The sequence below is a fragment of the Nocardia beijingensis NBRC 16342 genome, assembly GCF_001612785.1.
Lineage (GTDB): Bacteria > Actinomycetota > Actinomycetes > Mycobacteriales > Mycobacteriaceae > Nocardia > Nocardia beijingensis.
Genome location: NZ_BDBC01000068.1, coordinates 15,709 through 40,213, shown reverse-complemented (window position 1 = coordinate 40,213; position 24,505 = coordinate 15,709). Strand labels below are relative to the sequence as shown.

18 protein-coding genes, 3 tRNA genes and 2 pseudogenes are annotated in these 24,505 nt (G+C 66.9%); 8 read left to right on the top strand and 15 right to left on the bottom strand.

Annotated features, from left to right (window positions below; all coding sequences use genetic code 11):
* Positions 1–701: 701 nt before the first annotated feature.
* On the bottom strand, positions 702–1,640 hold the full coding sequence (locus tag NB3_RS30860) for an acyl-CoA dehydrogenase family protein (RefSeq protein WP_067810289.1): 939 nt from the start codon (positions 1,638–1,640) through the stop codon (positions 702–704).
* A 245-nt stretch (positions 1,641–1,885) separates the two neighbouring features.
* Between NB3_RS30860 and NB3_RS30855 the strand changes: the two genes are divergently transcribed.
* A complete protein-coding gene (locus NB3_RS30855; RefSeq protein ID WP_067810262.1) occupies positions 1,886–2,590 on the top strand; it encodes a YoaK family protein in 705 nt (234 codons plus the stop codon).
* A 44-nt stretch (positions 2,591–2,634) separates the two neighbouring features.
* Complete coding sequence (locus NB3_RS30850) at positions 2,635–3,819, top strand: DUF1444 domain-containing protein (RefSeq protein WP_067810261.1); 1,185 nt, start codon at positions 2,635–2,637, stop codon at positions 3,817–3,819.
* 34 nt (positions 3,820–3,853) lie between these two features.
* Here the strand turns inward: NB3_RS30850 and NB3_RS30845 are convergent, their stop codons facing one another.
* The 4 genes from NB3_RS30845 to NB3_RS30830 all read right to left on the bottom strand — a co-directional run bounded on the left by NB3_RS30845 (position 3,854) and on the right by NB3_RS30830 (position 6,753).
* Positions 3,854–4,330 (bottom strand): C40 family peptidase, encoded by a 477-nt coding sequence (locus tag NB3_RS30845; RefSeq protein WP_067810288.1) that lies wholly within the window; start codon positions 4,328–4,330, stop codon positions 3,854–3,856.
* A gap of 689 nt (positions 4,331–5,019) precedes the next feature.
* Positions 5,020–5,808 (bottom strand): hypothetical protein, encoded by a 789-nt coding sequence (locus tag NB3_RS30840; RefSeq protein WP_067810260.1) that lies wholly within the window; start codon positions 5,806–5,808, stop codon positions 5,020–5,022.
* Positions 5,808–6,533: a ParA family protein gene (locus tag NB3_RS30835; RefSeq protein ID WP_084823819.1), complete on the bottom strand. Its 726-nt coding sequence runs from the start codon at positions 6,531–6,533 to the stop codon at positions 5,808–5,810. The genes NB3_RS30840 and NB3_RS30835 overlap by 1 nt, the downstream gene beginning before the upstream one ends.
* Positions 6,534–6,680: 147 nt before the next feature.
* Positions 6,681–6,753 (bottom strand) — tRNA-Ala (locus tag NB3_RS30830).
* Between the two features lie 167 nt (positions 6,754–6,920).
* Between NB3_RS30830 and NB3_RS36440 the strand changes: the two are divergent.
* A pseudogene (locus NB3_RS36440) lies at positions 6,921–7,173 on the top strand (TetR/AcrR family transcriptional regulator); the annotation flags it as partial.
* Between the two features lie 126 nt (positions 7,174–7,299).
* A tRNA-Ala gene (locus NB3_RS30825) sits at positions 7,300–7,372 on the top strand.
* 55 nt (positions 7,373–7,427) lie between these two features.
* Here NB3_RS30825 and NB3_RS35730 read toward each other — a convergent pair.
* Positions 7,428–7,718 (bottom strand): LppP/LprE family lipoprotein, encoded by a 291-nt coding sequence (locus tag NB3_RS35730; protein WP_169810768.1) that lies wholly within the window; start codon positions 7,716–7,718, stop codon positions 7,428–7,430.
* 704 nt (positions 7,719–8,422) lie between these two features.
* Here NB3_RS35730 and NB3_RS30815 point away from each other — a divergent pair.
* Positions 8,423–8,632, top strand: coding sequence for a hypothetical protein (locus NB3_RS30815; RefSeq protein WP_157112106.1), 210 nt, complete (start codon positions 8,423–8,425; stop codon positions 8,630–8,632).
* A gap of 300 nt (positions 8,633–8,932) precedes the next feature.
* Here NB3_RS30815 and NB3_RS30810 read toward each other — a convergent pair.
* From NB3_RS30810 to dnaA, 9 genes and pseudogenes are all read right to left on the bottom strand, one after another.
* Positions 8,933–9,006, bottom strand: a tRNA-Ile gene (locus NB3_RS30810).
* A 222-nt stretch (positions 9,007–9,228) separates the two neighbouring features.
* On the bottom strand, positions 9,229–10,434 hold the full coding sequence (locus NB3_RS30805) for a DUF3566 domain-containing protein (protein WP_244892155.1): 1,206 nt from the start codon (positions 10,432–10,434) through the stop codon (positions 9,229–9,231).
* A gap of 39 nt (positions 10,435–10,473) precedes the next feature.
* The gene (gene gyrA / locus NB3_RS30800; RefSeq protein ID WP_067810252.1) at positions 10,474–12,990 is read right to left on the bottom strand and encodes a DNA gyrase subunit A; all 2,517 of its coding nucleotides are present in this window, start codon (positions 12,988–12,990) and stop codon (positions 10,474–10,476) included.
* A gap of 70 nt (positions 12,991–13,060) precedes the next feature.
* A complete protein-coding gene (gene gyrB, locus NB3_RS30795; protein WP_067810250.1) occupies positions 13,061–15,106 on the bottom strand; it encodes a DNA topoisomerase (ATP-hydrolyzing) subunit B in 2,046 nt (681 codons plus the stop codon).
* A gap of 310 nt (positions 15,107–15,416) precedes the next feature.
* On the bottom strand, positions 15,417–16,328 hold the full coding sequence (locus tag NB3_RS30790; protein WP_067810248.1) for an alpha/beta fold hydrolase: 912 nt from the start codon (positions 16,326–16,328) through the stop codon (positions 15,417–15,419).
* Between the two features lie 133 nt (positions 16,329–16,461).
* The gene (locus tag NB3_RS30785) at positions 16,462–17,022 is read right to left on the bottom strand and encodes a DUF721 family protein (RefSeq protein ID WP_067810284.1); all 561 of its coding nucleotides are present in this window, start codon (positions 17,020–17,022) and stop codon (positions 16,462–16,464) included.
* 459 nt (positions 17,023–17,481) lie between these two features.
* Positions 17,482–18,642, bottom strand: a pseudogene (gene recF, locus NB3_RS30780) (DNA replication/repair protein RecF); the annotation flags it as partial.
* Between the two features lie 243 nt (positions 18,643–18,885).
* Positions 18,886–20,061, bottom strand: coding sequence for a DNA polymerase III subunit beta (dnaN, locus tag NB3_RS30775; protein WP_067810247.1), 1,176 nt, complete (start codon positions 20,059–20,061; stop codon positions 18,886–18,888).
* Positions 20,062–20,945: 884 nt separating this feature from the next.
* Positions 20,946–22,880 carry a chromosomal replication initiator protein DnaA gene (gene dnaA / locus NB3_RS30770; protein WP_067810245.1) on the bottom strand — a complete coding sequence of 645 codons (1,935 nt, stop codon included), beginning with the start codon at positions 22,878–22,880 and terminating at the stop codon, positions 20,946–20,948.
* Between the two features lie 631 nt (positions 22,881–23,511).
* On the opposite strand from dnaA, the gene rpmH reads away from it, so the two are divergent.
* From rpmH to yidD, 3 genes are read left to right on the top strand one after another with little or no spacing between them, the layout of a single operon-like run.
* Positions 23,512–23,655 (top strand): 50S ribosomal protein L34, encoded by a 144-nt coding sequence (gene rpmH / locus NB3_RS34595; RefSeq protein ID WP_006550910.1) that lies wholly within the window; start codon positions 23,512–23,514, stop codon positions 23,653–23,655.
* 21 nt (positions 23,656–23,676) lie between these two features.
* Positions 23,677–24,108 (top strand): ribonuclease P protein component, encoded by a 432-nt coding sequence (gene rnpA, locus NB3_RS30765; RefSeq protein ID WP_084823817.1) that lies wholly within the window; start codon positions 23,677–23,679, stop codon positions 24,106–24,108.
* Positions 24,105–24,503, top strand: coding sequence for a membrane protein insertion efficiency factor YidD (gene yidD, locus NB3_RS30760; protein ID WP_067810244.1), 399 nt, complete (start codon positions 24,105–24,107; stop codon positions 24,501–24,503). Before rnpA ends, yidD begins: the two co-directional genes overlap by 4 nt.
* Positions 24,504–24,505: the final 2 nt, after the last annotated feature.

The window sequence follows — 24,505 nt, the reverse complement described above, 5'->3', positions numbered from 1 at the left end:
ATCCGATTTCTTTTCCGGGTATCCGGCTGCCACCGGCGGGCGACCCGTGCGACGCGAGAAGGCCGCATTCCGATCCAGTGGTGCTCGGGGGTACCGGATCGGAATGCGACCGGTTCGATGGTCCCCCGTGCACGGGTATCGGAGCGCGCGTAGCGGGCTACCCGAATCGCCGGCAGCCCGTACTCGGATGGCGGACACGCGCACGCGCGCCGGCGCGACGAGCGGGGGCGCGCCGCGCGAACAGTCCAGTCGATGACCACGAACACATGTTCGCATCGGGGTCCGACAGGTTCGGCCGATGCGCGCGGGCGCCGCCGCGCCCAGAACGACCGACACGCCCGGAGTTGTCATAGTTTTCTCCGGTGCGGCGACCGGTCGGCATGTTGCGCGCAACGCCTCGCCTCAGCAGGTCCTACCGCTGCGCATACGTGGAAAGGCTTGCCTTACAACGATTTTGGCAAACAACAAGCCAACTGCCCGGAGCGGCGCGGGCGACCGCCGGGCCGGTGACAACTGCGACGTGGTGTCGGGAAAGTAAGCCAACCCGAAAAAACTTGGAACCCGGCCGTCCCCACGCACACACAAACGCACATCATCGAGTAGCATCGTTCACGTCGGCCCCTCCCCCCCGGGCCGACCCTACGCGGGCCTCGGCTAACTCCCCCCCTTCGCCGAGGCCCGCTCCCCATTTTCGGCCCAGCTCAGGCGCCTGTTCCCGCTTCGTCGCCGCCCGGTTCCACCACCCGCCACGCGGCGGTGAGCCGCTGCGCGCGCACGCGCCCAGCGGTCGCCAGCAGTGGCCGGTCCCGCTCCCACCGCTGCCGCGTCACCGGGTCGGCGGACTGCCACAAGGGCTCGATCTCGGCCAGCACGGCGCCGAACGCATCGAAGACGCCGCCGAGGGCGATGTGCACCCCGGCCGCGCCCGGCGCATCGATATCGAGGCCGCGCACGGCGGCCACCAGTGTCAACAGCCGTTGCCGGCTCGCGCGCGGCCAATCCGACACCCGGGCCACCCGCACCAGCCAGCCGAGCGTGGCGGCCAGCACGTGGATGTCCTCGATCGTCCGGAACGGCTTGAGGTAGTCCAGATATCCGTCACCCGGAAGCAGCGACGCCGGCACGCCGGTCAGTGTTACCGAGGCGTGCGGAACCTCGGGCGCGAACGACAGCGCGGGATGATCGGTCAGGCGCACGCCCGCCTCGTTCGTCTCGACCATGCAGGCGCGCAACCGATTCCGGCCGTCCGGCGCCGTGCCCGCACTGGCGATCACGACCAATCGCCGTGCGTAGGAGCCCATGGTCGCGAACGACTTCGTGCCGTCGAGCACCCAAGCGCCGTCCCGCTCGGTGAGCGTGGTGCGAATCGCGGCGGGGTGACCGCCACCCTCCTCGGTCGCGCACATCGCGACCAGCTCGTCTTCCGGCAGGTCGGGAACTAGCGTCCGCAACGCCTCCTGATAGCCGGACAGGAAGGCGAATCCGAGCCGGTCGGCGCCGAATCCGCCCGCGATCGCCACCTCCACCGGCTGCTCGAATCGTTTCGCGGCCACTCGATGTCGCGTCCACGCCGCGGCGACATCGTCGAGCGGCGCCGCTGCCACCGGCTCGGTCAGCAGGAAGTCGAGCAGAGTATCCACCTCTGCACGGTAACCGAGCAGCGACTCGCTCGGGAGTGCGCTCGCCCGCATGCCACGGAAGGCCGACCGGCGTCATCGTGCCGGCCAGGTGGGACGGCGCTTCGGCTGACGCGTCGAACCATATGCAGGCCGACTCGTCCCGAAGCGGCGGCGTTCGCTGGGCAACGGTCGGCGCTGCGTGGGCGGATTCCGTCGACGAGCCTGCTTGACTGAACCGTCGCCCCGTACCGGAAGGAGTTCGACCCGTGCCGGAACCGGAAGAAAGTCGCAAAAAGGCACTCTTCGACTCCGAAGCCAGACTGTCCTGGGTACTGGCGGCGCTCGCCGGGCTTATCGGTGCGGCGGCGTTCATGCATACGGCCGGCTATTTCGTCACCTTCATGACGGGCAACACCGAACGGGCCGTGCTCGGGTACTTCCACGACGAAACGGATATGGGGTTGGCGGCCGCTGCGTTGCTGATGTCGTTCCTGTCCGGTGTGGTGGTGGCGTCATGGTGCCGCAGACGCTATTGGTCGGGGCATCCGCACGGACCGACCCTGCTGACCACCGTCTGCCTGGCGCTGGCCTCGATCATCGACGTGCTCGAATACCAGACCTCGAGTAGACCGATCGGTCTGCTGCCGATCTTGTTCGTCGCCTTCGGCGTCGGCGCGCTCAACACGTCGTTCGTGCGCAACGGTGAAGTGTCGGTGCCGCTCAGTTATGTCACCGGGACGCTGGTCAAACTGGGCCAAGGCGTCGAACGCCATCTCAGCGGGGGCGACTACGCGGACTGGCTCGGATACTTCCTGCTCTACGCCAGTTTTTCGCTCGGCGCACTGCTCGGCGGACTGCTGAGCCTGGTGGTCGCGGGCTGGGCCATGCTGATCACCGCCACCGTCGTGTGCCTGCTCGTCACCGGCTTCACCTACCTGCACCTGGATCGGCACGGTCCCCTCAGCCGGTAAGCCGGCGCGGGGCGTCGGCCCGGCGTCGCGACTACCGTGGCCGCGTGCAGAACATCGAAGACGAAGCCGCCGCCTTCGCCGCGCTCGTCATGCAACATCTGACCACGCTGGACGAAACGGATGCCGAATACGATCCGGACCAATTCGCGATACGAATCGGCGATCTCTTTCTCGATCTGCACAACATCTTCCGCGAGACCCGTGAACTCGATCTCGCCGAGCGCGAAGCCCGGATCGCGCAGCACTGCGGTGCCTTGCGTGAGCTACGCGCCCCAGCGCCGGACTGGCCGGCGGTGCGGTCCATGCTGCGACCATTGTTGCGTCCCAACAGCTTCGGCGTGGGTGTCGAGCCGGAGTCGCGGCCGATCGCGCGCTCGGCTTTCCCATTCGTGGACGAGATGGTCGCCATCGATATGCCCCAGACCCGATCCATCGTCACCTACGCGTCTTTGCGCGAGTGGGGCGTGAGTTCCGAAGAGGTATTCACCGCCGCGCGCGAGAATCTCGGCGCGATAGTCGCTTTCACCGATATCGAGGAAGACAGCGTCCTGCAATTCGTCGACGACGGCGACGGCTACTGCACCTCATGGCCGCTGTTCCCCGGCTGGCTCGCCGGTTCCGGCCTCGGCACCCGGGCGCCCGTCGCGTTCATGCCCGATGTGGACACGCTCATCATCGCGACCGGCGCCGACGATCTCGAGCCGATCTTCGAGGTGGTGGAACAGCAGTACCGCGACGCGTCCCGCCCGATCTCGCCACAGGGGTACACCGTGGACGACAGCGGCGCGATCATCCCGCTCGATCGTTCGCCCGCGCACCGCCACCTGCCCGCCGTGCAGCGCGCCCGATGTGGCCTTGCGGTCACCGAATACGAGGCGCAGGCGCAGCTTCTCAACGAGATCGTCGAACGCGATCTGGAGTTCACGCCCTATGACCTCGAACCCGCCTACGTCGGTTCGGTCATGTACGGCCATGGCGACAACGGTCCCTTCACGATCACCGTCTGGGGGGAGGGTGTCGAATACCTGCTCCCGGAAGCCGATTACGTCGCCTTCTGCCGCGACGACCGAGGTGAGCTGGAGCGTCTCTTCGAAGTCCCGTTCGATGCTGTCGTGGGACTGACCGGCCTCACTCCGGTCCAGGATCTCTCGCCTCGCCGCTACGAGATTCGCCACTGGCCGGATGCCGAGACGCTGGCCGCGTTGGAAGCGGCGGCGGTCTCTCCCTGACCGGCGATGGGCGGTGCGGCCGCACCGGAGAGAGTCAGAATCGGCGGGCTCCTGTCACCGGCATCGAGGAGAGGGGGGAAGTGGTCACGCCCGTCCCGTATGTCGATGCGTGGATGACTTTGCCGTCGCCTGCGTAGAGGGCGGAGTGGCTTCCGCCGTAGAACGACACCATATCGCCGGGGCGCAGTTCGTCGAGCGGTACCGGCGTTCCCACGGCGAGCTGGTCGTAGCTCGTGCGGGGCAGTTCGACGCCGGCCTGCTCGTAGGACCACTGCACCAGTCCGGAGCAATCGAAGGAGTCGGGGCCGACGGCGCCGTAGCTGTACTCGGAACCGATCTTGGTCCGGGCCGCGTCGACTGCCATCTCACCGGCGGACCTCTGCGGTATCACGGCCGCGGGCGGGGTGGGCGCCCTGGGCATGATCTGCGGAATGTCGCCGAGGAAGGGGATCTCGATCTCCGGGAGCACGCCGATCAGCGGGAGCTCGATCGCAGGCACGATCGTCGGCATCGGCAGTTCGATCACCGGGATGTGCACCGATACCGGGGACTCGATGGCCGGGCCGAGAGTCGCGGGGGCGATCTCCATCCGGGGGACCGGTGCGGCGGCGATGTTCTCGAATTCCGAGAATCCCGCGGCCACCGGCGATTCGTCGACAGGAAGTATCGCGTTGTTTCGGAGCAGTTTTTCCGGCGATCCGGGAAGTGGAATATCGCCGGAAATCTCGAACGTTCCCACGCCGGGGATGGTCACCGGCTGGGCCGATGCCTCCCCCGCGTTGCACAGCACGCCGATGAGTGCGGCCGCCCCGGTGGCGAGTGCCCAGAGCACAGCACGTCGCAGGTAGCGGAGATATCGGTCGTCGGTCGATGATGCCATGATGCGGTCCTCCGATGCTCATATCGCCGGCCTCCGGCGGAGCCATACGACGCGCCGTGCCCGGCGCGACCGACTTCACCAAAGACCTCGAATTGATTCGAAAACCATCACGGTGCTTCGTCAGTCCAGCGGATCCGATCCGAGTGTTCACCTTTCGGCATAGCTTGCATCACGTAAAGCACAACACACCTTTATTTCCATAACGAAACAATAACTCGTTCCGGCGTGTGGAAGTTCATTCATAATTTCCGCTTCCAATTCGTTTCCCGATACGCGAAGGGCCCCGCAGGGAAAACGGGGCCCATCGGCGAATCAGTTTTTCACGCGGTGATCTGTTCCTCGATCTGTTCGGCGATCGTCCTGAGCTTGGCCGCGAATTCGCGGGCCGCGCGTGGGTCGTCACTGGATCCTTTGACCACGCGCTTGGTCAGCGCCGCGAGCCGGGACTCCATGGCGGTGAAGATGTCGGCCGCACGATCGATCCCCTCGCCCGGCAGTTCGCCGCGCAGCCACGCCCGGAGGCGCTCGACCACCACCTCTTCGTCATAGCGTTCGGGCAGCAGAGCCACCGCTTGCCGGAGTCTTCCCGCGGTGACCTTCGCGTCGGCGCTCGCCGCAACGGTGGTGTAGACGGTGATCGCCGCCTCTTCGCCGTATTCGGCCGCCACCGGCAGCAGCTCGCGCACCTGCCCTTCGTTGATCGCCGGCGCGATCGGATGCAGCCGCGCGGCCAGCGGCCAAGCTCGAATCAGCTTGTGCGCGTATGACCGCTGCATATCCCACCGCTGTTCCACGTAGTCGTCGAAGGTGTCGTGGCTGTCCCGGTAGAGCCGGCCGTCCCGCACGATCTGCAGTGCGCGCCCCGCCGCCCAGAACGCGATGCGCAGCGTGTCGATCGACGACTCGCACGCGGTCAGCTGCGCTCGTTCCCGATCGCTCAGCGGTCCGTCACCGGCATCGGGCACCGGCATGGTCAAGACATTCGGGCTCACCGGCCTCGCCCGCCGCCATTCGGCATCGCGCAGCGGGGACACCGGTGGCGTGTGCTCGGCGCCGTCGGATAGCGGATTGGCCCCGCCGATCGAACCCTTCCTGCGTTGCGGAGGCATCAGGCGGGCACCTCCATGAGGACGCGATACGCGCTCAACAACTCGTCGCCCACCTTGCGATACTCGCCCAGATCCTCGATCGGATTCTCGGCGCCCTCCCCCACTTCCCCGTCGGCTGCCTCCCGGTACCATTTCCAGGCGCTCAAGTAGGAATCGAATACGTCGTAGCCCGCGCTTTCCAGATGTCCCCGCTGCGCGCGGTATTCGGTCGAGACGTTGACCCCTTTCTTCATGATCACCGGAACTTTGGTCATCAGCACCCGCACCCGGATTTCCCGGTCGGAATCGGCCGCGGCCTCCTCGGCGGCTTTGAATGTGCTGGGCACGCGTTTGACCTCCGACGGGCTCACGCTCGTCAACAACAACAGCTCGTCACTCTCCGGAACAGCGGCCTTGAAGATGTCGGCCGACTCACCCCCGGCGTCCACGATGATGACGTCGAAATCGGCGGCATGGTCGGTGATGCAGTCGCCGACATGCCGCGAGGGGAACGCGACCAGCTGGAACGGCACGTCGATTCCCCCCTTGACCAGCCGCCGGTACCAGGAATATCCGGTCTGGCTGAGCGGGTCGGCATCGATCACGAGCACCCGCGATTCGTGTACCGAAGCGAAGTAGCTCGCCAAGAAGAACGCTGATGTCGTTTTGCCGACACCGCCCTTGAGATTTCCCAGCGTGATGACCAGGGGTTCGGGCAATTCGAGTGGCGCAACAGAATTCGTCATAGACGTTCCTCCGAGGGTGAGGAGTGCATTACTGTGCGGGGCACAGTCTGGCACAGTATCGGCGAATATCGTCTGATTGCGGCGCCTTGTCCCGGTTGTGCCGCTTCGGCTCTGTGTCCAATTGGACACAAAGATCCGGCTATGCAGTGGAGCCTAGGGGAATCGAACCCCTAACCCCTGCCTTGCAAAGGCAGTGCTCTGCCAATTGAGCTAAGGCCCCTCCAGGTATCAGCGGGTGGTCACCTCGTGCCACATGTCCGCGTCGCTGCGCCGGCGCAGCTTCGAGATGCCGAAGAGAACCAGAACCACGACACCGGCGGTGAGAAGAAGTTTCATGGTTTCCACCCTACTGCGGTGTCCGAAGCCCGCCCAGAACGGCTCGACCGACTCGCACCGCGCGCTCGCCGCGATATCGAGGCCGCCGCTCGCACCGGCCGGTTCCGGAGCCGGGACCCCGAACTGGCCATGACGATCGTGACGGGCGCCGTGCTGCGCCTCGGCCAGCTACTTCCACGACCACCCCGACCGCGACGAGGCGGCCGCCACCGATCAGGTCACCGAGGACCTGCTGCGGATGTTCGGCGTCCCCGACGACGAGATGCGCGACATCTTGTCGCTTCCGCTGCCCTCCCTCGATGACGTGCGGAAAGGCGCCGACGCGGCCCGACGCGGTCGTGCCGCCGACTGCGCTCCCCTTGACGCGACAACCTGCCGTTTTGACCATGTCAGCGGCGAGAAGGTACCGTTTTCAGGCGTCTGTACGCACGGGGCCTTAGCTCAATTGGCAGAGCACTGCCTTTGCAAGGCAGGGGTTAGGGGTTCGATTCCCCTAGGCTCCACGTCCGAGGCTCATGCTCACGAAGAGCATGAGCCTTTCTCTTTGTGGTCGGTGGATCAGTTGTCCGGAGGGAACTGACCGTTCGCCTGCACGGTGGTGCCGGTCAGGGTGAACGTGACGACGCTCGGTCCGCCCTGTGGGCAGCACAGCGGGTCACTCTTCTCCGGCCAGCGGTACTGCACCGAGACGGTGTCGCGGGTCTTGCCCAGAACTGTCGTGTACGCATACGGCCGCGCGCTCGCGGTCCCCAGATACTTCCCGCCGGTGAAGAACAGAACATGTGTGCCGGGGTGGATTCCCGGCCATTCCACCGTCATCCACGACAGCACCCCGGAACATCCCGCCACGATCGGATCCTCGCTCGCCCCTTGAACCGTCCAAGACCCGCCGGGGGGCGCTGCCAATGTGGCGATCGAGGACGCCGCGAGCGCCGAGTTCGCGTCGAAGCACAGGCCGTGGCCACTTCCTTCCGGTGGCTGCTCCGTGACGGGAGAGGAGATCGTCGCCGCGGGTGTACCGGGAGCCGCTGTGGCTCCGGAAGCCCGTTCCGGCGTCGTCGCCGGATCGCCGATCCCCGGGGTCCGCGTGACCGCTGGACTCGCCGGTGATGCGGTGGCCGTACGCCCCGCCGACGTCTCAGGCCCGGCCGATGTGCCCGAGTCGGTCCCGCACGCGGCAGTCGCGATCACAGCGGTCGCCGCAAGCGACGCCACAGCCGATAGTTTGACGTTCATCGCGCACCCCTCGAAAGTCGTTGCACAGCTGACGCTTTCGGCGTTCAGTCTTGCCAGCGATCCTCGGCACGCCGCAACCGGCGCGCTACGGCATCGCAGCCCTTACGAATGTCCTTGTCGGCCAACTGTTGTCAGAGATGTCGAGCCGCCTGCCACGGGCGTTACAGCGACGCACACAGCGGAGTTCGAGCTCACCTGGCGAACGACGCAGCGACGTAGCTGTATAACACCGCGGTAACGGCAGGCGCGGAGCCGACGATGGTCTTGGTGGTACGCCACAGCGGACCGAAAACTCAAGCTAGAAAGGCGGATTCGACATGACTCGAATCACTCGGCTCACCATGGGCGCTCTGTTGAGCGTGGCTGTGCTGGCACCCGCTGCGACCGCGCAGGCCGAGATTCCGCAACCCGCCCCCGCTGTCTCGGCGGTGGCCGGCGACAGCGGATCGGCCAGCGGTTCGGGAAGCATCCTGTGCACCATCATCAAACTGATGCTCATGAACCAGGGCCCCCAGTTCTGCCAGTAGTCCACACGGCCGTGTCCGAGATATCGACGACCGGCCGACGTGGAGCGCAGGGCACCGGCGATTGCCGGGCGACGGTGCCCCTGGCTTTGCGACGCTCATCCCGCGCTCGCCCTGTGGTGCTTCATCAGCCAATCGGCGTAGCTGTCTTCACCCACCAGCGCCACCGCCAGTTCGGCACCGACGAGCGAGCGGAAGGTATGGTCTCCGCGCCAAAAGACGCGCCGCGTCGAAAGCGGTAGGCGACGACGCGATGATGACGGGGGATCGGGTAAGGGAATGTGCCTGAACTGGCACCAGAGGTGGGCCTAGGAGGACTTGAACCTCCGACCTCTTCGTTATCAGCGAAGCGCTCTAACCGCCTGAGCTATAGGCCCGTAGTTCGCGTTGTTCGCGGTGAACAACAACGTGTAGAGACTACACAACACCTATCGATGGAACCAAAACGGCTGGTAGGAGCCTTACCGGGCTCGGTTGGCGGCGGTGGAGCGCCGCTGTCCCGCGCTCCCGGGGAGGGTTGCTCAGCCTCGTCGTACCGACAGAAACGGCCGGTACCCAGCCCATTGGGCGAGTACCGACCGTTCGCAGTGCTGTGGGGTCTAGTCCGGGTCGGCCAGGGTGACCTGGATGCCGCCGACGAGGTCGCAGCACTGGTTGTAGATGAAGGTGCCCACGGTGCCGAGCGCGGTGAACAGCACGACGTTGATCAAGCCGATCACGCCCGCGTACCCGAACACGGTGCCTGCGTCGATCAGGCCGACCGAGCCGCTGTCCTGGGACACCATGTCGGTGAACGTGTTGTTCAGCCGCTCCCACACGCCCATGCCCTCGAGCACGATGTACAGCAGGCCGACCGCGAGCATCCACACGAAGAACATCGCCACGCTGATGACCAGCGAGATCTTCAGCGTCGACCACGGATCGATGCGGCGGATCTGCACGGTGGCCCGCAGCGGCTCCCCGGAGGCGACAGCGGCGACCGCCACCGGAACCGCGGGCGAAACCGGCCCGGACTGGGGGCCCGCCGCTTCGGCCTGTGGCAGCGGATGCCGGATCTCGGACAGGTCCGGCATGTCCTTGATCAGTTCCGGCCGGGCGATGCTACGGGTGGGGCCGTCGATGCCGACGGACTTCACCATCGCCGCTTCCTTGCGCGCCGCCTTGGCCGCCAGGTCGGCGGTGGTACGCGCGTTGGACGTGCTGCCGCCGAGGCCGACGCCCGCACCACCGGAGGAGTTCGGGCGGCCGGTGACCGGGGCCTGCCCCGGCCGGTACAGGTTGGACTGCGGCTCCCGCTGCGGCAGCTGCGCCCACCCGTCCTGATACTGCGACTGCTGTCCGCCGTTGGCGGCGCCCACCGGCTGCTTGTCCTCGCTCTCGGGCGCGGACTGCGGGGCCGGGTTGGGGATCCGCGTCGTCTTCTGGTCGAAGCGATTCTGGCCGTCACCCCCGGGAGCCTGGTCCGGCGCTCCCTGCTGCGGCGCGAAATCACCCTTTTGATCGCGGATCTCGTGCGGTTGCGCGTTCGGCTGGTTGCCGCCGGGCTGGTTGACCGGCTGTCCACCCGGATGCCCGCCGGACTGCGGCCCGTTCGGCTGGCCCTGCGGTCCACCGGGCTGCGGTCCACCAGGGTGGCCGCCACCGGGGTGACCGCCCGGCTGACCGCCACTGGGCTGGCCCTGACCGTTCTCGGCCGAGGCGACCGGCCGTGGGATCGGCCGCGGCGGGATCGGTGACGGTGCGATCCGCTCGGTCACACCGTTCGTCTGGTGCCGCTCGTCATTCGGCTGATTCGGAGTGGTCAATGGGAATCCTTAGATCCGTTCGTTGCCGCCGCTGTTGGGTTACTTCTCGGAGGAGCCGGTGTCGCCGCCACCGAAGACCTGATCAGGATCGGGCTCATCGGCGTTGCGCGCGATCGCAAGCAAGGTATCGCCCTCGGCGAGGTTCATCAATCGCACGCCCTTGGTCTGTCGTCCAGCCTTACGAACCTGCTTCGCCGCCGTCCGGATGACGCCGCCCCCGGAGGTGATCGCGTACAACTCATCATCGTCGTCGACGATGAGCGCCCCGACCAGGGTGCCACGTTTCGCGTCGAACTGGATGGTCAATACGCCTTTACCACCGCGACCCTGCGGCGTGTACTCCTCGATCGCGGTCCGCTTCGCGTAGCCGCCGGACGTGGCGACCAGCAGATAGGTGCCGTCGCGAACCACGTTGAGCGACAACAGCGCATCGCTGTCGTTGAACCGCATGCCCTGCACGCCGGAGGTGGCGCGCCCCATCGGACGCAACGCCTCGTCGGTGGCGGAGAACCGGATCGACTGGCCGAGCGCGGAGACCAAGAGCAGGTCGTCGTCGGCCGAGCAGAGCACCGCGCCGACCAATTCGTCCTCGTCGCGCAGATTCACCGCGACGATGCCGCCGCTGCGGTTGGAGTCGAAGTCGGTCAGCCTCGACTTCTTCACCAGGCCGTTCTTGGTGGCGAGCACCAGGTACGGCGCGTCGTCGTAGGACTTGATCTGGATGATCTGGGCGATCTTCTCGTCCGGCTGGAAGGCAAGCAGGTTGGCCACGTGCTGGCCGCGCGCGGTGCGGTTGGCCTCGGGCAGCTCGTAGGCCTTGGCCCGGTAGACCCGCCCCTTGTTCGTGAAGAACAGCAGCCAGTCGTGCGTCGAGGTGATGAAGAAGTGCTTGACGATGTCGTCCTGCTTGAGGCCCGCGCCCTGCACGCCCTTGCCGCCACGCTTCTGACTGCGGTAGAGATCGGTCTTGGTGCGCTTGGCGTAGCCGGTCTCGGTGATCGTGACGACCACGTCTTCGCGGGCGATCAGATCCTCGTCGGCCACGTCGCCGTCGGCGGAGACGATCTGGGTGCGCCGCTCGTCGCCGTACTTGTCCACGATCTCGGCCAGCTCGTCGCGCACGATCGCGCGCTGCCGCTCCGGCTTGTCCAGGATGTCCTTGTAATCGGCGATCTCGGCTTCGATCTTGGTCAGATCGTCGACGATCTTCTGCCGCTCCAGCGCCGAGAGCCGCCGCAGCTGCATGTCCAGGATCGCGGTGGCCTGGATCTCGTCGATGTCGAGCAGCTGCATCAGGCCGGTGCGCGCGGTGTCGGTGTTGGCCGAGCGGCGGATCAGCGCGATGACCTCGTCCAGCGCGTCCAGCGCCTTGACCAGGCCGCGCAGGATGTGGGCCCGCTCCTCGGCCTTGCGCAGCAGGTACCTGGTGCGCCGGATGATGACGTCCAACTGGTGGTTGACGTAGAACCGGATCATCTGGTCCAGGCGCAGCGTGCGCGGCACGCCGTCGACGATGGACAGCATGTTGGCGCCGAAGCTGGTTTGCAGCTGGGTGTGCTTGTACAGGTTGTTCAGCACGACCTTGGCGACGGCGTCCCGCTTGACCGTCACCACGATGCGCAGGCCGACGCGGTCGGAGGATTCGTCGTGGATGTCCGCGATGCCGGCGATCTTGCCGTCCTTGACCTGCTCGGCGATCGCGTTGATGAAGTTGTCGGTGTTGACCTGGTAGGGCAGCTCGGTGATGACGATCGTGGTGCGGCCGCGATTGTCCTCCTCGATCTCCACGACACCGCGCATCTTGATCGAGCCGCGGCCGGTGGTGTACGCGTCGTGGATGCCCTGGGTGCCGACGATCAGGCCCGCGGTCGGGAAGTCCGGCCCCTTGATCCGCTCCATGCACGCGGCGAGGGTGGCTTCCTCGTCGGCGTCGTGGTTGTCCAGCGCCCAGTAGATGGCGTCGGCGAGCTCGGTCAGATTGTGCGGCGGGATGTTGGTCGCCATGCCGACCGCGATGCCGTTGCTGCCGTTCATCAGCATGTTCGGCACGCGGCTCGGCAGGACCACCGGTTCCTGCGTCTTGCCGTCGTAGTTGGGGATGAAATCGACCGTCTCGTGGTCGATCTCGCGCAGCATCTCCATCGCCAGCGGCGTCAGGCGGCACTCCGTGTAGCGCATGGCCGCGGCGCCGTCGTTGCCGCGGCTGCCGAAGTTACCCTGGCCGTCCACCAGCGGGTAACGCATCGCCCACGGCTGGGCCATGCGCACCAAGGTGTCGTAGATCGCCGAGTCGCCGTGCGGGTGGTAGTTACCCATCGTGTCCGACACCGGGCGGGCCGACTTCACGTACCCGCGATCGGGCCGGTACCCGTTGTCGTACATGGCGTAGAGGATCCGGCGATGCACCGGCTTCAGGCCGTCGCGCACCTCGGGCAGCGCGCGGCCGACGATCACGCTCATCGCGTAATCGATGTAGCTGTTCTGCATCTCCAGCTGGATGTCGACCGGTTCGACGCGGTCGCCCGCACCGTCCGGTGGCAGGGTGATGTCGGTCATGAAGTCTCCTTAACGGGCTGACGTGCGAAAACTGCCGGGCGCCATGCCATGGGCCGCGCCCGGGGCGGTATCACACGTCGAGGAAGCGGACGTCCTTGGCGTTGCGGGTGATGAAGCTGCGGCGGGCCTCCACGTCCTCGCCCATCAGCACGCTGAACAACTCGTCGGCTGCGGCCGCGTCGTCCAACGTCACTTGACGAAGCACCCGGACACTGGGATCCATGGTGGTCTCCCAGAGTTCCTTCGGATTCATCTCGCCCAGACCCTTGTAGCGCTGGATGCCGTCGTCCTTGTTGATCTTCTTGCCCGCCGCGAGGCCGCGTTCGAGCAGGCCGTCGCGTTCCCGGTCGGAGTAGGCGAACTCCGGCTCGCTGCGCTGCCACTTCAGCTTGTACAGCGGCGGCTGCGCCAGGTACACGTGTCCGTGCTCGACCAGCGGACGCATGAAACGGAACAGCAGGGTCAGCAGCAGCGTGGAGATGTGCTGGCCGTCGACGTCGGCGTCGGCCATCAGCACGATCTTGTGATACCGCAGCTTGCTGATGTCGAACTCGTCGTGGATGCCGGTGCCGAACGCGGTGATGATCGACTGGACCTCGTTGTTCTTGAGGACCTTGTCGATACGCGCCTTCTCGACGTTGATGATCTTGCCGCGCAGCGGCAGGATCGCCTGGTACATCGAGTCGCGGCCGGACTTGGCCGAGCCACCCGCCGAGTCGCCCTCCACGATGTAGATCTCGGACTTGCTCGGGTCCTTCGACCGGCAGTCGGCCAGCTTGCCCGGCAGCCCGCCCAGGTCGGTGGCGGACTTGCGCCGCACCAGCTCGCGGGCCTTGCGCGCGGCGACGCGGGCCTGCGCCGAGGACACCGCCTTGTTGACGATGGTCTTCGCGTCGGCCGGGTTGGCCTCGAACCAGTGTGTGAGGTGCTCGTTGCAGGTGCGCTGCACGAACGACTTCACCTCGGTGTTGCCCAGCTTGGTCTTGGTCTGGCCCTCGAACTGCGGCTCGCCGACCTTGACGCTCACGATGGCGGCCAGGCCCTCCCGGATGTCGTCACCGGTGAGGTTGCCGTCCTTCTCCTTGATGAGCTTCTTGTCCTTGGCGTACTTGTTGACCACCGTGGTCAACGCCGCGCGGAAGCCCTCTTCGTGCGTGCCGCCCTCGTGGGTGTTGATGGTGTTGGCGAAGGTGTGCACCGACTCGGAGTAACCGGAGTTCCACTGCATCGCGACCTCGAGCTCGTGGCCGGTGCCTTTGCCGGTGAACGCGACGACCGAGTTGTGGATCGGCTGCTTGGTCCGGTTGATATGGCGGACGAAGTCCTCCAGACCACCCGGGTAGTGGTAGGTGCGGGACTTCACCTTGTGCTCGGCGGGCGCGGCGGCGTCCTCGGCGTGCTTGGGCGCCTCGGCGGTCTCGCTGACCACTTCGTCGGTGATCTCGGTGTCGCTGACCCGCTCGTCGGTGAGAACGATGGTGAGGCCCTTGTTCAGGAACGCCATCTCCTGCAACCGGCGCGCGACGGTCTCGAAGTTGAAGGTGGTGGTCTCGAAGATCTCCGGATCCGGCCAGAACCGGATGGTGGTGCCGGTCCGCTTCGTCGGCTCCCCCTGGATGAGCTTGCCGGGCTTCGCGTCCTTGTATTCCTGGGTCCAGTGGTAGCCACCGGTGTCGACCTCGGCTTGCAGCCGCGTCGACAGCGCGTTGACCACGGAGATGCCGACGCCGTGCAGACCGCCGGACACCGCGTAGGACTCGGAGTCGAACTTGCCGCCCGCGTGCAGCTGGGTCATGACGACCTCGATGGTGGGGATGCCCTGCGCGTGCATCTCCACGGGGATGCCCCGGCCGTCGTCGATCACTTCGACGCCGCCGTCGGCCAGCAGGGTGACCTCGACCTTCGTCGCGTATCCGGCCATCGCCTCGTCGACGGAGTTGTCGACGACCTCCCAGATCAGGTGGTGCAGACCGCGCTCACCGGTGGAGCCGATGTACATGCCCGGACGCTTGCGAACCGCCTCGAGTCCCTCGAGTACCGTGATGGAGGAGGCACCGTAGTCCTGCTTCCCGGTCGCTCTGGTCGAACCCGATGCGTTGGAGTCTTTGGCAGCCACTGGTCGGTAGCTCTCCTTACTTGCTGATCCCGGCATAGAGCGATCGGACAGCACACGTGGGGCCCTGGTGATGCCTGCTGAAGAATTAGGGTCCACGCGCGGACTGTGCGGAACGCGCCGAAGGTATCGCCGCTAGTTACGTCACCATCCTACTGGTACAGCCAACTTACAACCCACCTCCGACACCCCTCACGGCGGCGTGGATGCGAGAAATCGGAATTCGGCGACTCGGTTGCGCCTCCCGCCGGTTTCGATCCATCAGAAGTGGGCTGAGAGATGCGTTGACAGGTGGCCGTTTCGAGTGCGGGGATCAGACAGCCGCGTCGATCCGGGCGATGAACGCGGCGGTGTGGCGCGCCAGGTCCGCCGGGTGTGAGATCGGCGACCAGTGCCGCGCCGGGATCTCGACCCGGCTCAGCCGCCGCACCCACCGGTCGGCCTCGGCGTTCGCCACGGGCCGCACGGCGCGGTCGCCGGTGGCCACGATCAACTGGACGGGCACCTCGATCGGCCGCGGTCGCGGATGGCGCAGGTGGGGCCGGATGTTCGCGCGGTAGAGCTTCAGGTTGTTGAGCATATCGGCGCGCAGGGTCGGCGCCGTCTCCACCAGCGCGGGGTCGAGACCGTCGAAGAATCCGAGGAAGCGCGGCCAGCGGCCGGCCAACACGCGCAGTACCGGATCCGGCAGCTTGGGGATCTGGAAGGCGACGGTGTAGGCCGAGGCCACGGCTTGGGCCAGCGCGCCGCGCAGCCGCGCCGCCGTGAGGGGACCACGCAGATACGCGCCGAGGAAATCCAGATTCGGGCCGGACACCGAGGTGAAGGACGCGATCACCGAAGCGGCATCCGCGGCGGCCACCACCTCCCACCCGAGCACCGACCCCCAGTCGTGTCCGAGGACGTGCACCCGTTCACCGGGCGCGACCGCGGCGATCACCGCGCGGACGTCGGCCGCGAGCTCTTCGATCCGGTAGGCCTCCACCGCCGCCGGCGCCGAACTACTCCCCGCGCCCCGGTTGTCGAAGGCGATCACGCGATGACGGCCGCCGAGCAGCGCCGCCACCCTGTTCCACAGCAAGTGGGTATCGGGCCAGCCGTGGATCAGCAGCACCGGCACACCCTCGGGATTGCCGCACTCGTAGACCGCGAGTTCCACGTCGCCCCGGCGAACCGTCCTGGTCGCGGTCGCCGGGAACGGGCCGACGGAGGTGGTGATCGTCATCGAGATTCCTTCTGCGCGGACGCGTTCGATCCGACGCCGAAGGCTTCCCGTGCACGCCGAACCGGGGCGTTCCACGTGAAACGCCGCTTCCAGATAAACGTAACACCAAGTATCAGGTACTTGCCACCGTGGATTACCCGTAGGTGTCGCGCGGTCCGCGACCTTTGATATGACGCTCGCCCTTGCGCCAGCTCGGCGCGGCGGGACCCGAGATCTTCAGCGAGGTCACCACGCCCTGACCGACCGCGGCATTGATCTTCGCGAGGATCTGGCTCTGCAACATGCGCAGCTGGGTCGCCCATGCGGTCGATTCGGCCGAGATGCTCAACACGCCGTCCTTCAGGGTCATCGGTGTGGCGTGCGCGGCGATGTCCTCGCCGACCACTCCCGCCCAGCGGCCGAAGACCATGCCCTCGGCGACCTTCCCCGACCAGCCACGACTTCTCGCGATAGAGCCGGCCAGCTTGGACAACGGCTGGGGATCGCGGTCGTCCGGGCGCGCGCCCGACCATCCGGTACGCCTGCGGGCGCCCGACCGCAGCCTGCGCTGCGGCGAGGAACGCCCCTGCCCGACGGATTTCCCGCTCGCCCGCGCCGCCGCGCGCGCTTCCTCCAAGGCACGCCGGGCGAGGTCGATTCCGCGCAATTCGGGTTCCGGTCCTGGGGCTTCGGGCTCGCCGGACGGATCGCTCATCACCCTCATCCCTCCGTGTCCGATGATTTGTCCACAGCTTCGATCAAGTTGTCCCCAGCCGGCGCTCAAGATTGCCAGCGCCGCGAATCCGGTCCGGTGCCTGGCGCGGATACCCACCCGAATAGCCTGTTCCCCGCCCAAACGGCGGATTCCCGACGAAGCCGTACAGCTTGCTCAGCTGTTGCTGAATCAGGTCGCACGGAGCGTGCGCAGTCATGATCGGACGAGTTTTCCACAGGTGTTGGGGAATCGGTCTCGGCTGTTGAGAACTCGATCGGTGTTCCCGACGACAGGTCACTGTAGTGGACCTGGGCGGTGGATGGCGATCCTGTGCCCTTCGCCTGTGGATGGCTCCGGTGCCTGCGGCTCCGTCGAATCGGTGACCGGATCGCCTTCGCGCTCGATTGCCGAAGGTATGGCGTGGTCGTGCCGGCGTTCGCCGCCGACTGCCGGGTGCTCGGCGAGAATTCGCGAAACGCGGCCATCAGGGCCGCCCGCCGTCTCGACGCGCAGCGGCACCGCGGCGAGTTCGGCGGGCACGTCCTCCGGCACGGCCGCCGTGATCAGCACTTGTTCCGCGTCGGCGGCCACGGCCGCGAGCGCGGCGCGGCGACGGCGGTCGAGCTCGGCGAACACGTCGTCGAGCAGCAATACCGGTTCGGCGCCGGTGGCGCGCAGCAGCTCGAACGCGCCCAAGCGCAGAGCCAGCGCGAATGACCAGGACTCACCGTGACTGGCGAACCCTTTCGCGGGCGAATCGCCCAGTATCAAATCCAGTTCGTCGCGGTGCGGACCGATCAGGCAGACCCCCCGCTCGAGTTCCTTCGGTCGCGCGGCGGCGAGTTCACGCAGCAGGATCGCCTCGAGTTCCTCGGGGTCCTCCGGGCGCGGCGGCCTGGCCGGATCCGAGAACTCCGGTGGCAGCGCGGCGCTGCGGTAGGCGATCGAGGCCGGTCGCGATTCGGGGGCGATCGACGCATAGGACTGGGCGAGGTAGGGCGCGAGATCGTGCACCAACCGCAGCCTCTGGGCGAGCAGGACGGACGCGTGCGCGGCGAGGTGTCCGTCCCACACGTCCAATGTGCTCAGGTCGGCCTTCGACCTGGCTTGCCGGCCAGCGGTTTTCAACAGCGCCGAGCGCTGGCGCAACACCCGGTCGTAGTCGCTGCGGACCGCGGCCAGTCTGGGCAGCCGAGTTGTGCACAACTCGTCCATGAATCGACGGCGTTCACCGGGATCGCCGCGAACCAGCGCGAGATCCTCCGGGGCGAACAGCACCGTCTGCAGAATCCCCAGAATCTCCCGGGTCCGGCGGACGGGTGAGCGGTTGATCTGCGCGCGGTTCGCGCTGCCCTGATTGAGCTCGACATCGATGCGCAGTTCGCGGCCGAGGTTGACCACCGTCGCGCCGATCCGGGCTCGCTCGGTCCCGGTCCGGATCAACGGCGCTTCCGTAGCCACCCGATGTGAGCCGAGTGTGGCGAGGTAGCCGATCGCTTCCAGCAGGTTCGTCTTGCCGTTGCCATTCGATCCCAAGAAAACGGTTCGACCTGGGGATAATTCCAGTTCCGCATGCTCCCACGAGCGGAAGTCACGCAGCGACAGAGCTCGGACGAACATCCGCTATCGCGCTCCTGCCTGCGTCGAAGCGGGCATTTCCGCAGTTCGGCGCGTTACCGCCGCGCCGTGCGCAGACTGCGCGGCCAGCCTCACGCCTGTGGAACACCTGTGGATAAAGTGCGTCCCCAGCGGTGCGGCGACCGGTTCCTCCGACGTCGCTGCGCGGTTTCCAGCGTCGTCGCCGCTCGCCCGCGCTGGATCACGTGGAGCGGATCCGCCGGAAACCAGGTCGTGCACAGGCGATCAGCCCGGGAGCCGGACCGGCATCAGCAGATAGATGTACGGGCTCGACAACGCCGCGAAGGATCCGGAGTCGAGCACCTCCGGCTCTTCCTCGGACGCGGGCAACAGCACGGCGGGCCTGCTCGGCGTGGTGAAGCCGAAGGTGACCCGGTCGGAGTGCAGCGCGGAAAGGCCGTCGATCAGATAGCCCGGATTGAACGCGATGGTCAGGGATTCGCCGCGGAAATCCGCCTCCAGCCACTCCTCCGCCCGGCCCGCGTCGTCACCGCCCGCGGACAGCAGCAGGCCGTCGGCGGAGAACTCCAGCCGTACCTGCGCGCCGCGTTCGGCGACCAGCGCGACGCGCTTGATGGCCTCGGTGAGCGCGGCGACGGCCAGGGTGGCGATCGAGGTGTGCTCCTTGGGGAGCAACTGACGGAATTTGGGAAATTCGGCGTCCAGCAGGCGGGTGGTGGTCCTGCGGCCGGCGTTCACGATGCCGAGCAGGCCGTCCGACCCCGCGCCGGTGCCGAGGGACAGCTGAACGGGCGCGTCCGATGGCCCGAGCGTCTTGGCGGCCTCCGACAGCGTCCTGGCCGGAATGAGCACCGAGGTCTCGATATCGGCGCGCGCAGGCTGCCATTCGATGTGCCGGACGGCGAGGCGGAACCGGTCGGTCGCCGCGAGCACGACCTGTGCGCCCTCGATCTCGACCCGGATACCGGTCAACATGGGCAGGGTGTCGTCGCGGCCAGCGGCGACGGCGACCTGGCCGACCGCCTCGGCGAAAACATCCACACTCAGCGCGCCGGTCTGCTGGGGAACCTCGGGCAGCTGGGGATAATCCTCCACCGGCATGGTCGGCAGCGAGAACTTCGCGCTGCCGCAAGTGATCAGCACGCGGGTGCCGTCGACGGAGACGTCGACGGGCTTGTTGGACAGCGCCTTGGTGATGTCGGCGAGCAGGCGACCGGAGACCAGCACCTGGCCGGGTCCCGCGACCTCGGCCGCGACGCGCACCTGTGCGGAGACCTCGTAGTCGAAGCCGGAGACGGTCAGCCCGTCCTCGTCGGCGACCAGCAGCACACCGCCGAGCACCGGAACCGGCGGCCGGGACGGAAGACTGCGCGCCACCCAGGCGACGGACTCGGCGAAATCCTCGCGGGCGACCCGAAACTTCATGCTTGCAAGCTCCATGGCCCGATCTGTCCTCTCCCGGTTCCGTGATCTGTTGTCGGCTCGTCAGTGTCGGTGCTCGAAAGGGTCCTGCCGAATCGGCCGCCTTCGAAGTCTGGCACAGGCGACCGACATCAAACCGTACCCGCGCGAGGGACGTGCACCTAGCCCGACCCTCCGGTGCCGCTGGCGGCCGAGCCGTGAGCGAAGACAAGCGGCGGGCGAGGGGTGATCGAGTCGGACGTACCGCGAAGCGCGGGGCGTTGTGTGGCGATCGCGATCAGGACTGTGCTCCGGCTCCTGGTCCGTCCTGCTCTTCCCTGCCGGAAACGGGAGCGGATGGCGAAGATGCGTCGCTATGCCGACTTTCCACACACCCTGTTTTGAAGAGAGATCTCTAATGAGAAGAACTGAAGTAGTAGTAGGCGCTGTGGATTCTGTGGACTGCGGCCGAAACCGCTGTTCAGGGGGCGTGGTGCCGTGGGGATGACGCCTGAGTGTCTCGAGGATGAACACCCGGGGTCTGTGGAGGTTCCGTAGTTGTCCCGGATTCATCCTCGAGCGCTCCTCGAGTTGTTCCACCGAATTCACCCGGTTGTGCACACATGTGCACGAAGTCGTGGACAGCTCGAGGATTCCTCGAGGACTCCACACGGACTCCTCGAGGAATCCACAAGGCTGGACCGGACACTCCCCTGGTCAGCGGCTGTGTGCAAGTCTGCCTGGGGAAACTGTTGAATTCGCCCTGTGAGGGAACGTGCGGGGGTGATCGCGCCGCCCTGTGCACAGATCGGTGGACAAACCGGTGGATTCCTCGAGGAGTCCACAAGGATTCCTCGAGGAATCCACAACCCACAAAAAAGCACCGCCCCAGGTCAGGGGCGGTGCTCAGGTGTGGATGACGGTCAGCGGGAGCGCTGCTTGATCCGGGCTGTGAGTTCTTGCACCTGGTCGTAGACGCGGCGGCGCTCGGTCATCTCCTTGCGTACCTTCTTCTCCGCGTACATCACCGTGGTGTGGTCGCGGCCGAACGCCTGGCCGATCTTCGGCAGGGACAGGTCGGTCAGCTCGCGGCAGAGGTACATGGCGATCTGCCTGGCCTGGGCCAGCGGCCGCGCTTTGCCGGGACCGGTGAGTTCTTCGAGCGTGGTGTTGAAGTACTCCGCCGTGACGGCCATGATCGTGGCCGCGTTGATCTCCAGGGCGGCGGTGTCCGGCATCAGATCGCGCAGCACCACTTCCGCCAGCGGAAGATCGAGCGGCTGGCCGTTCAACGAGGCGAAGGCGGTCACCCGGATGAGCGCGCCCTCCAGTTCGCGGATGTTGCGCTCCACCCGGCTGGCGATCAGCTCGAGCACGTCGTGCGGCACGTCGAGCCGGTCCATCCGCGCCTTCTTGCGCAGGATGGCGATGCGTGTCTCCAGCTCCGGCGGCTGGACGTCGGTGATCAGCCCCCATTCGAATCGCGTCCGCAGCCGCTCTTCGAGCGTGGCCAGCTGCTTGGGCGGGCGATCGGAGGAGACGACGATCTGCTTGTTCGCGTTGTGCAGGGTGTTGAAGGTGTGGAAGAACTCCTCTTGAATGCCTTCCTTGCCCTCGATGAACTGGATGTCGTCGACCAACAGGATGTCGGTTTCGCGGTAGCGGCGCTTGAACGCGACCTTGCGGTCGTCGCGCAGGCTATTGATGAAGTCGTTGGTGAACTCTTCGGTCGAGACGTACTTGACCCGCATACCGGGGAAGAGCCGCTGTGCGTAGTGGCCCGCCGCGTGCAGCAGATGGGTCTTGCCCAATCCCGAAGCACCCCAGACGAACAGCGGGTTGTAGGCGCGGGCGGGGGCTTCGGCGATGGCGACCGCCGCGGCATGCGCGAAGCGGTTGGACGCGCCGATGACGAAGGTCTCGAAGGTGTACTTCGCATTCAGACTGGCCGAGGACGTCGACGGAGCGGGCGATTCCTGCGACTTGGCGAAGTAGGTGGGCCACGAGTTGCGGACGTTCACCACGGGCTCGTCGTCCTGCTCGCCGCGTGGGTCACCCACCGGCTCGCGCACCGGGTCGTGCGCGAGGCCCGTGTCGTCGTCGGCGGTCTCGCGCATCGGCGCGCGCAGCGGGCCGCGCACACCGGCCGGCGACGGCTCGGGAGTGAACAGTGACTCCTGCCCCGGCGGGATGGCGGGCTCCCGCCGCGGCGGAAGTCCGGGTTCGCGACGCGGTGCCGCGTCCGGACCGGACCTCAAAGGCAGCTCGGCTGTCGTGGCGTACTCGCCGCGCGGCGGATAGTCGGCGTGCGCGTACTCCGGCTGGCGGTACTCCTCCGGCGCGGCGAAGTCCTGCCCGTATTCGGCGCCCGGGTAATCGGAGCCGTCGTTGTACCCGGACGCCGCGGGGAAGTCGGTGGGCTGTGCATAACGCGGCCCCGGATAGGCATCGCGTCCAGGAAACTCCGAACCCGGGTAGGCGGCCGGAGCCCGGCCGTCCCGGGGGCGCTCCGGCCTGCTCGTCATCCGCGCGTGCCGCGGTGTGTTGCTCTGCCGGTCGACCGTCGGGGTGGTCGGGGCGGCGATGCGGACGCCGAGTCCTTCCACCTGAGGGCCGAGCCGACGGCCGAGCGAGCGGAGGATGGGCTCGCGCAGATCGCGCTCGATGGCCTCCTGCGCCAGCGAGGACGGCACGGAGAGCAGCGCGAATCCCTGGGCGACCGTCAGCGGCTTGACCAGCTTGAGCCAGGCCTGCTGTGCTCGGGTCACCGGAGGAATGGCGCCGTCGGGCGACCCGGTGGTCAGCTCGGTGACCACCTCGGGCCACACCGTGGCCAGCACGTTCTGCTCGTCGTCCATGCAGTTTCCTCCCCGGAGTAGGTCGATAGGAGCAGACGGCCGGGGCACGCGGGGAGTGTGATGCTCGGGGTCGGTCCCGTGATCCTGCGTACGTCCGTAACCGGTTCGGACGCTGCCCGGGTCCCCCATCTGGACAGCGGCGTGGCACCGTCGGCCCTACGAATATGCCACTCCAGGGGTCTTTCCACACAATTATCCACAGATGTGGAGAACCCTGGGGAGCTGTGGAACGCGCGCACGCGCGGGAAGGGCAACGCCACGACCTGCGGTTCTGCAGCAATCGCCTGGCTAAGTACCTTAGCGGCGCGGGGCGCGCGATGGCTAGGGGTGTGGACGAACTCACGGTCATCGCCGGAGCGCCCGAGTCCGCGCCCCGATTCGGCCAGGTCACCGAGGCGAGCGAAGGGATGGGCCGAGTTTGACCCGTTCCGAGCCGATCAGTACCCTCGTACAGTCACCCCTTGGTGCGGTGGCGGTCTTGTGCTGACCGCGTTTAGGTCGTGATCGACCGACTGTGCGCCAGGACCGACGCGCGCCGATGATGACCAGACCTGCGATTCATTCGCGCATATACGTATCACCGAAAACTTCGGGCATCACTTGGTGCCCGCCTACTCGAGGAGTGTTGACCGTGGCCAAGGGCAAGCGGACGTTCCAGCCGAACAACCGTCGTCGGGCGCGGGTTCACGGCTTCCGCCTCCGGATGCGCACCCGTGCGGGCCGCGCCATCGTCTCGGCGCGTCGCCGTAAGGGCCGCGCTTCCCTCACTGCCTGATCCTCGCACTCGGACGCTCGGGTGTTGCCTGAGCCGTATCGGTTGCATCATCGTGCCGACTTCTCCCGGACGGTGCGCCGTGGCCAGCGAATCGGGAGGCGTGATCTGGTCGTACATGTGCTCGCGCACGGGTATGACGGAGTCGTGGGCGCGTATGGACGACACGATCAGATCCCGGACGATGTGCTGGTCCGCGTGGGCGGACCGCGCTTCGGGTTGATCGTCAGCAAGGCGGTGGGCAACGCGGTGATTCGACATCGCGTCGCCCGCCGCCTGCGTCATATGTGCGCCCAGGTGGTCGATGAATTGCCCGCCGAGACCGATGTCGTCATCCGTGCGCTTCCCGGCGCCGCGACGGCGTCGTCGGACGACCTGCTGCGCCAGTTGCGCACCGCACTGCGCAAGCTCGGCGTCGGCGCCAAGGCGGGTATGTCGACGGGCGGCCCGGCATGAGCCTCTGGGCGAGAATCGCCGGACTGCCCGCGAACGTGCTGATCTTCTCGATCGAGCTTTATCGGACCTATGTCTCCCCCACCCGCATGCCGGTGTGCCGATTCACCCCCACCTGTAGCGAGTACGCGGTGACCGCATTGCGCACTCGCGGCCTGCTGATGGGGCTCGTATTGACGGTCGTGCGCTTGGCCAAATGCGCGCCCTGGCACCCTGGTGGGTGGGACCCCGTCCCGGAGCGGAAGCGGAGCACGCATGGCGCCGAGCCGGCGGACGGGGCAGCGACCGATGCGACGTCGCAGGAAACGAGCCTGCCCGCCGGACCGCGGTCGGAGCCGAAAGCTTGTAAAGGATCGCCGCACGCGGTGATCGGCGACACGAACGACGGGAGTGCATAGAG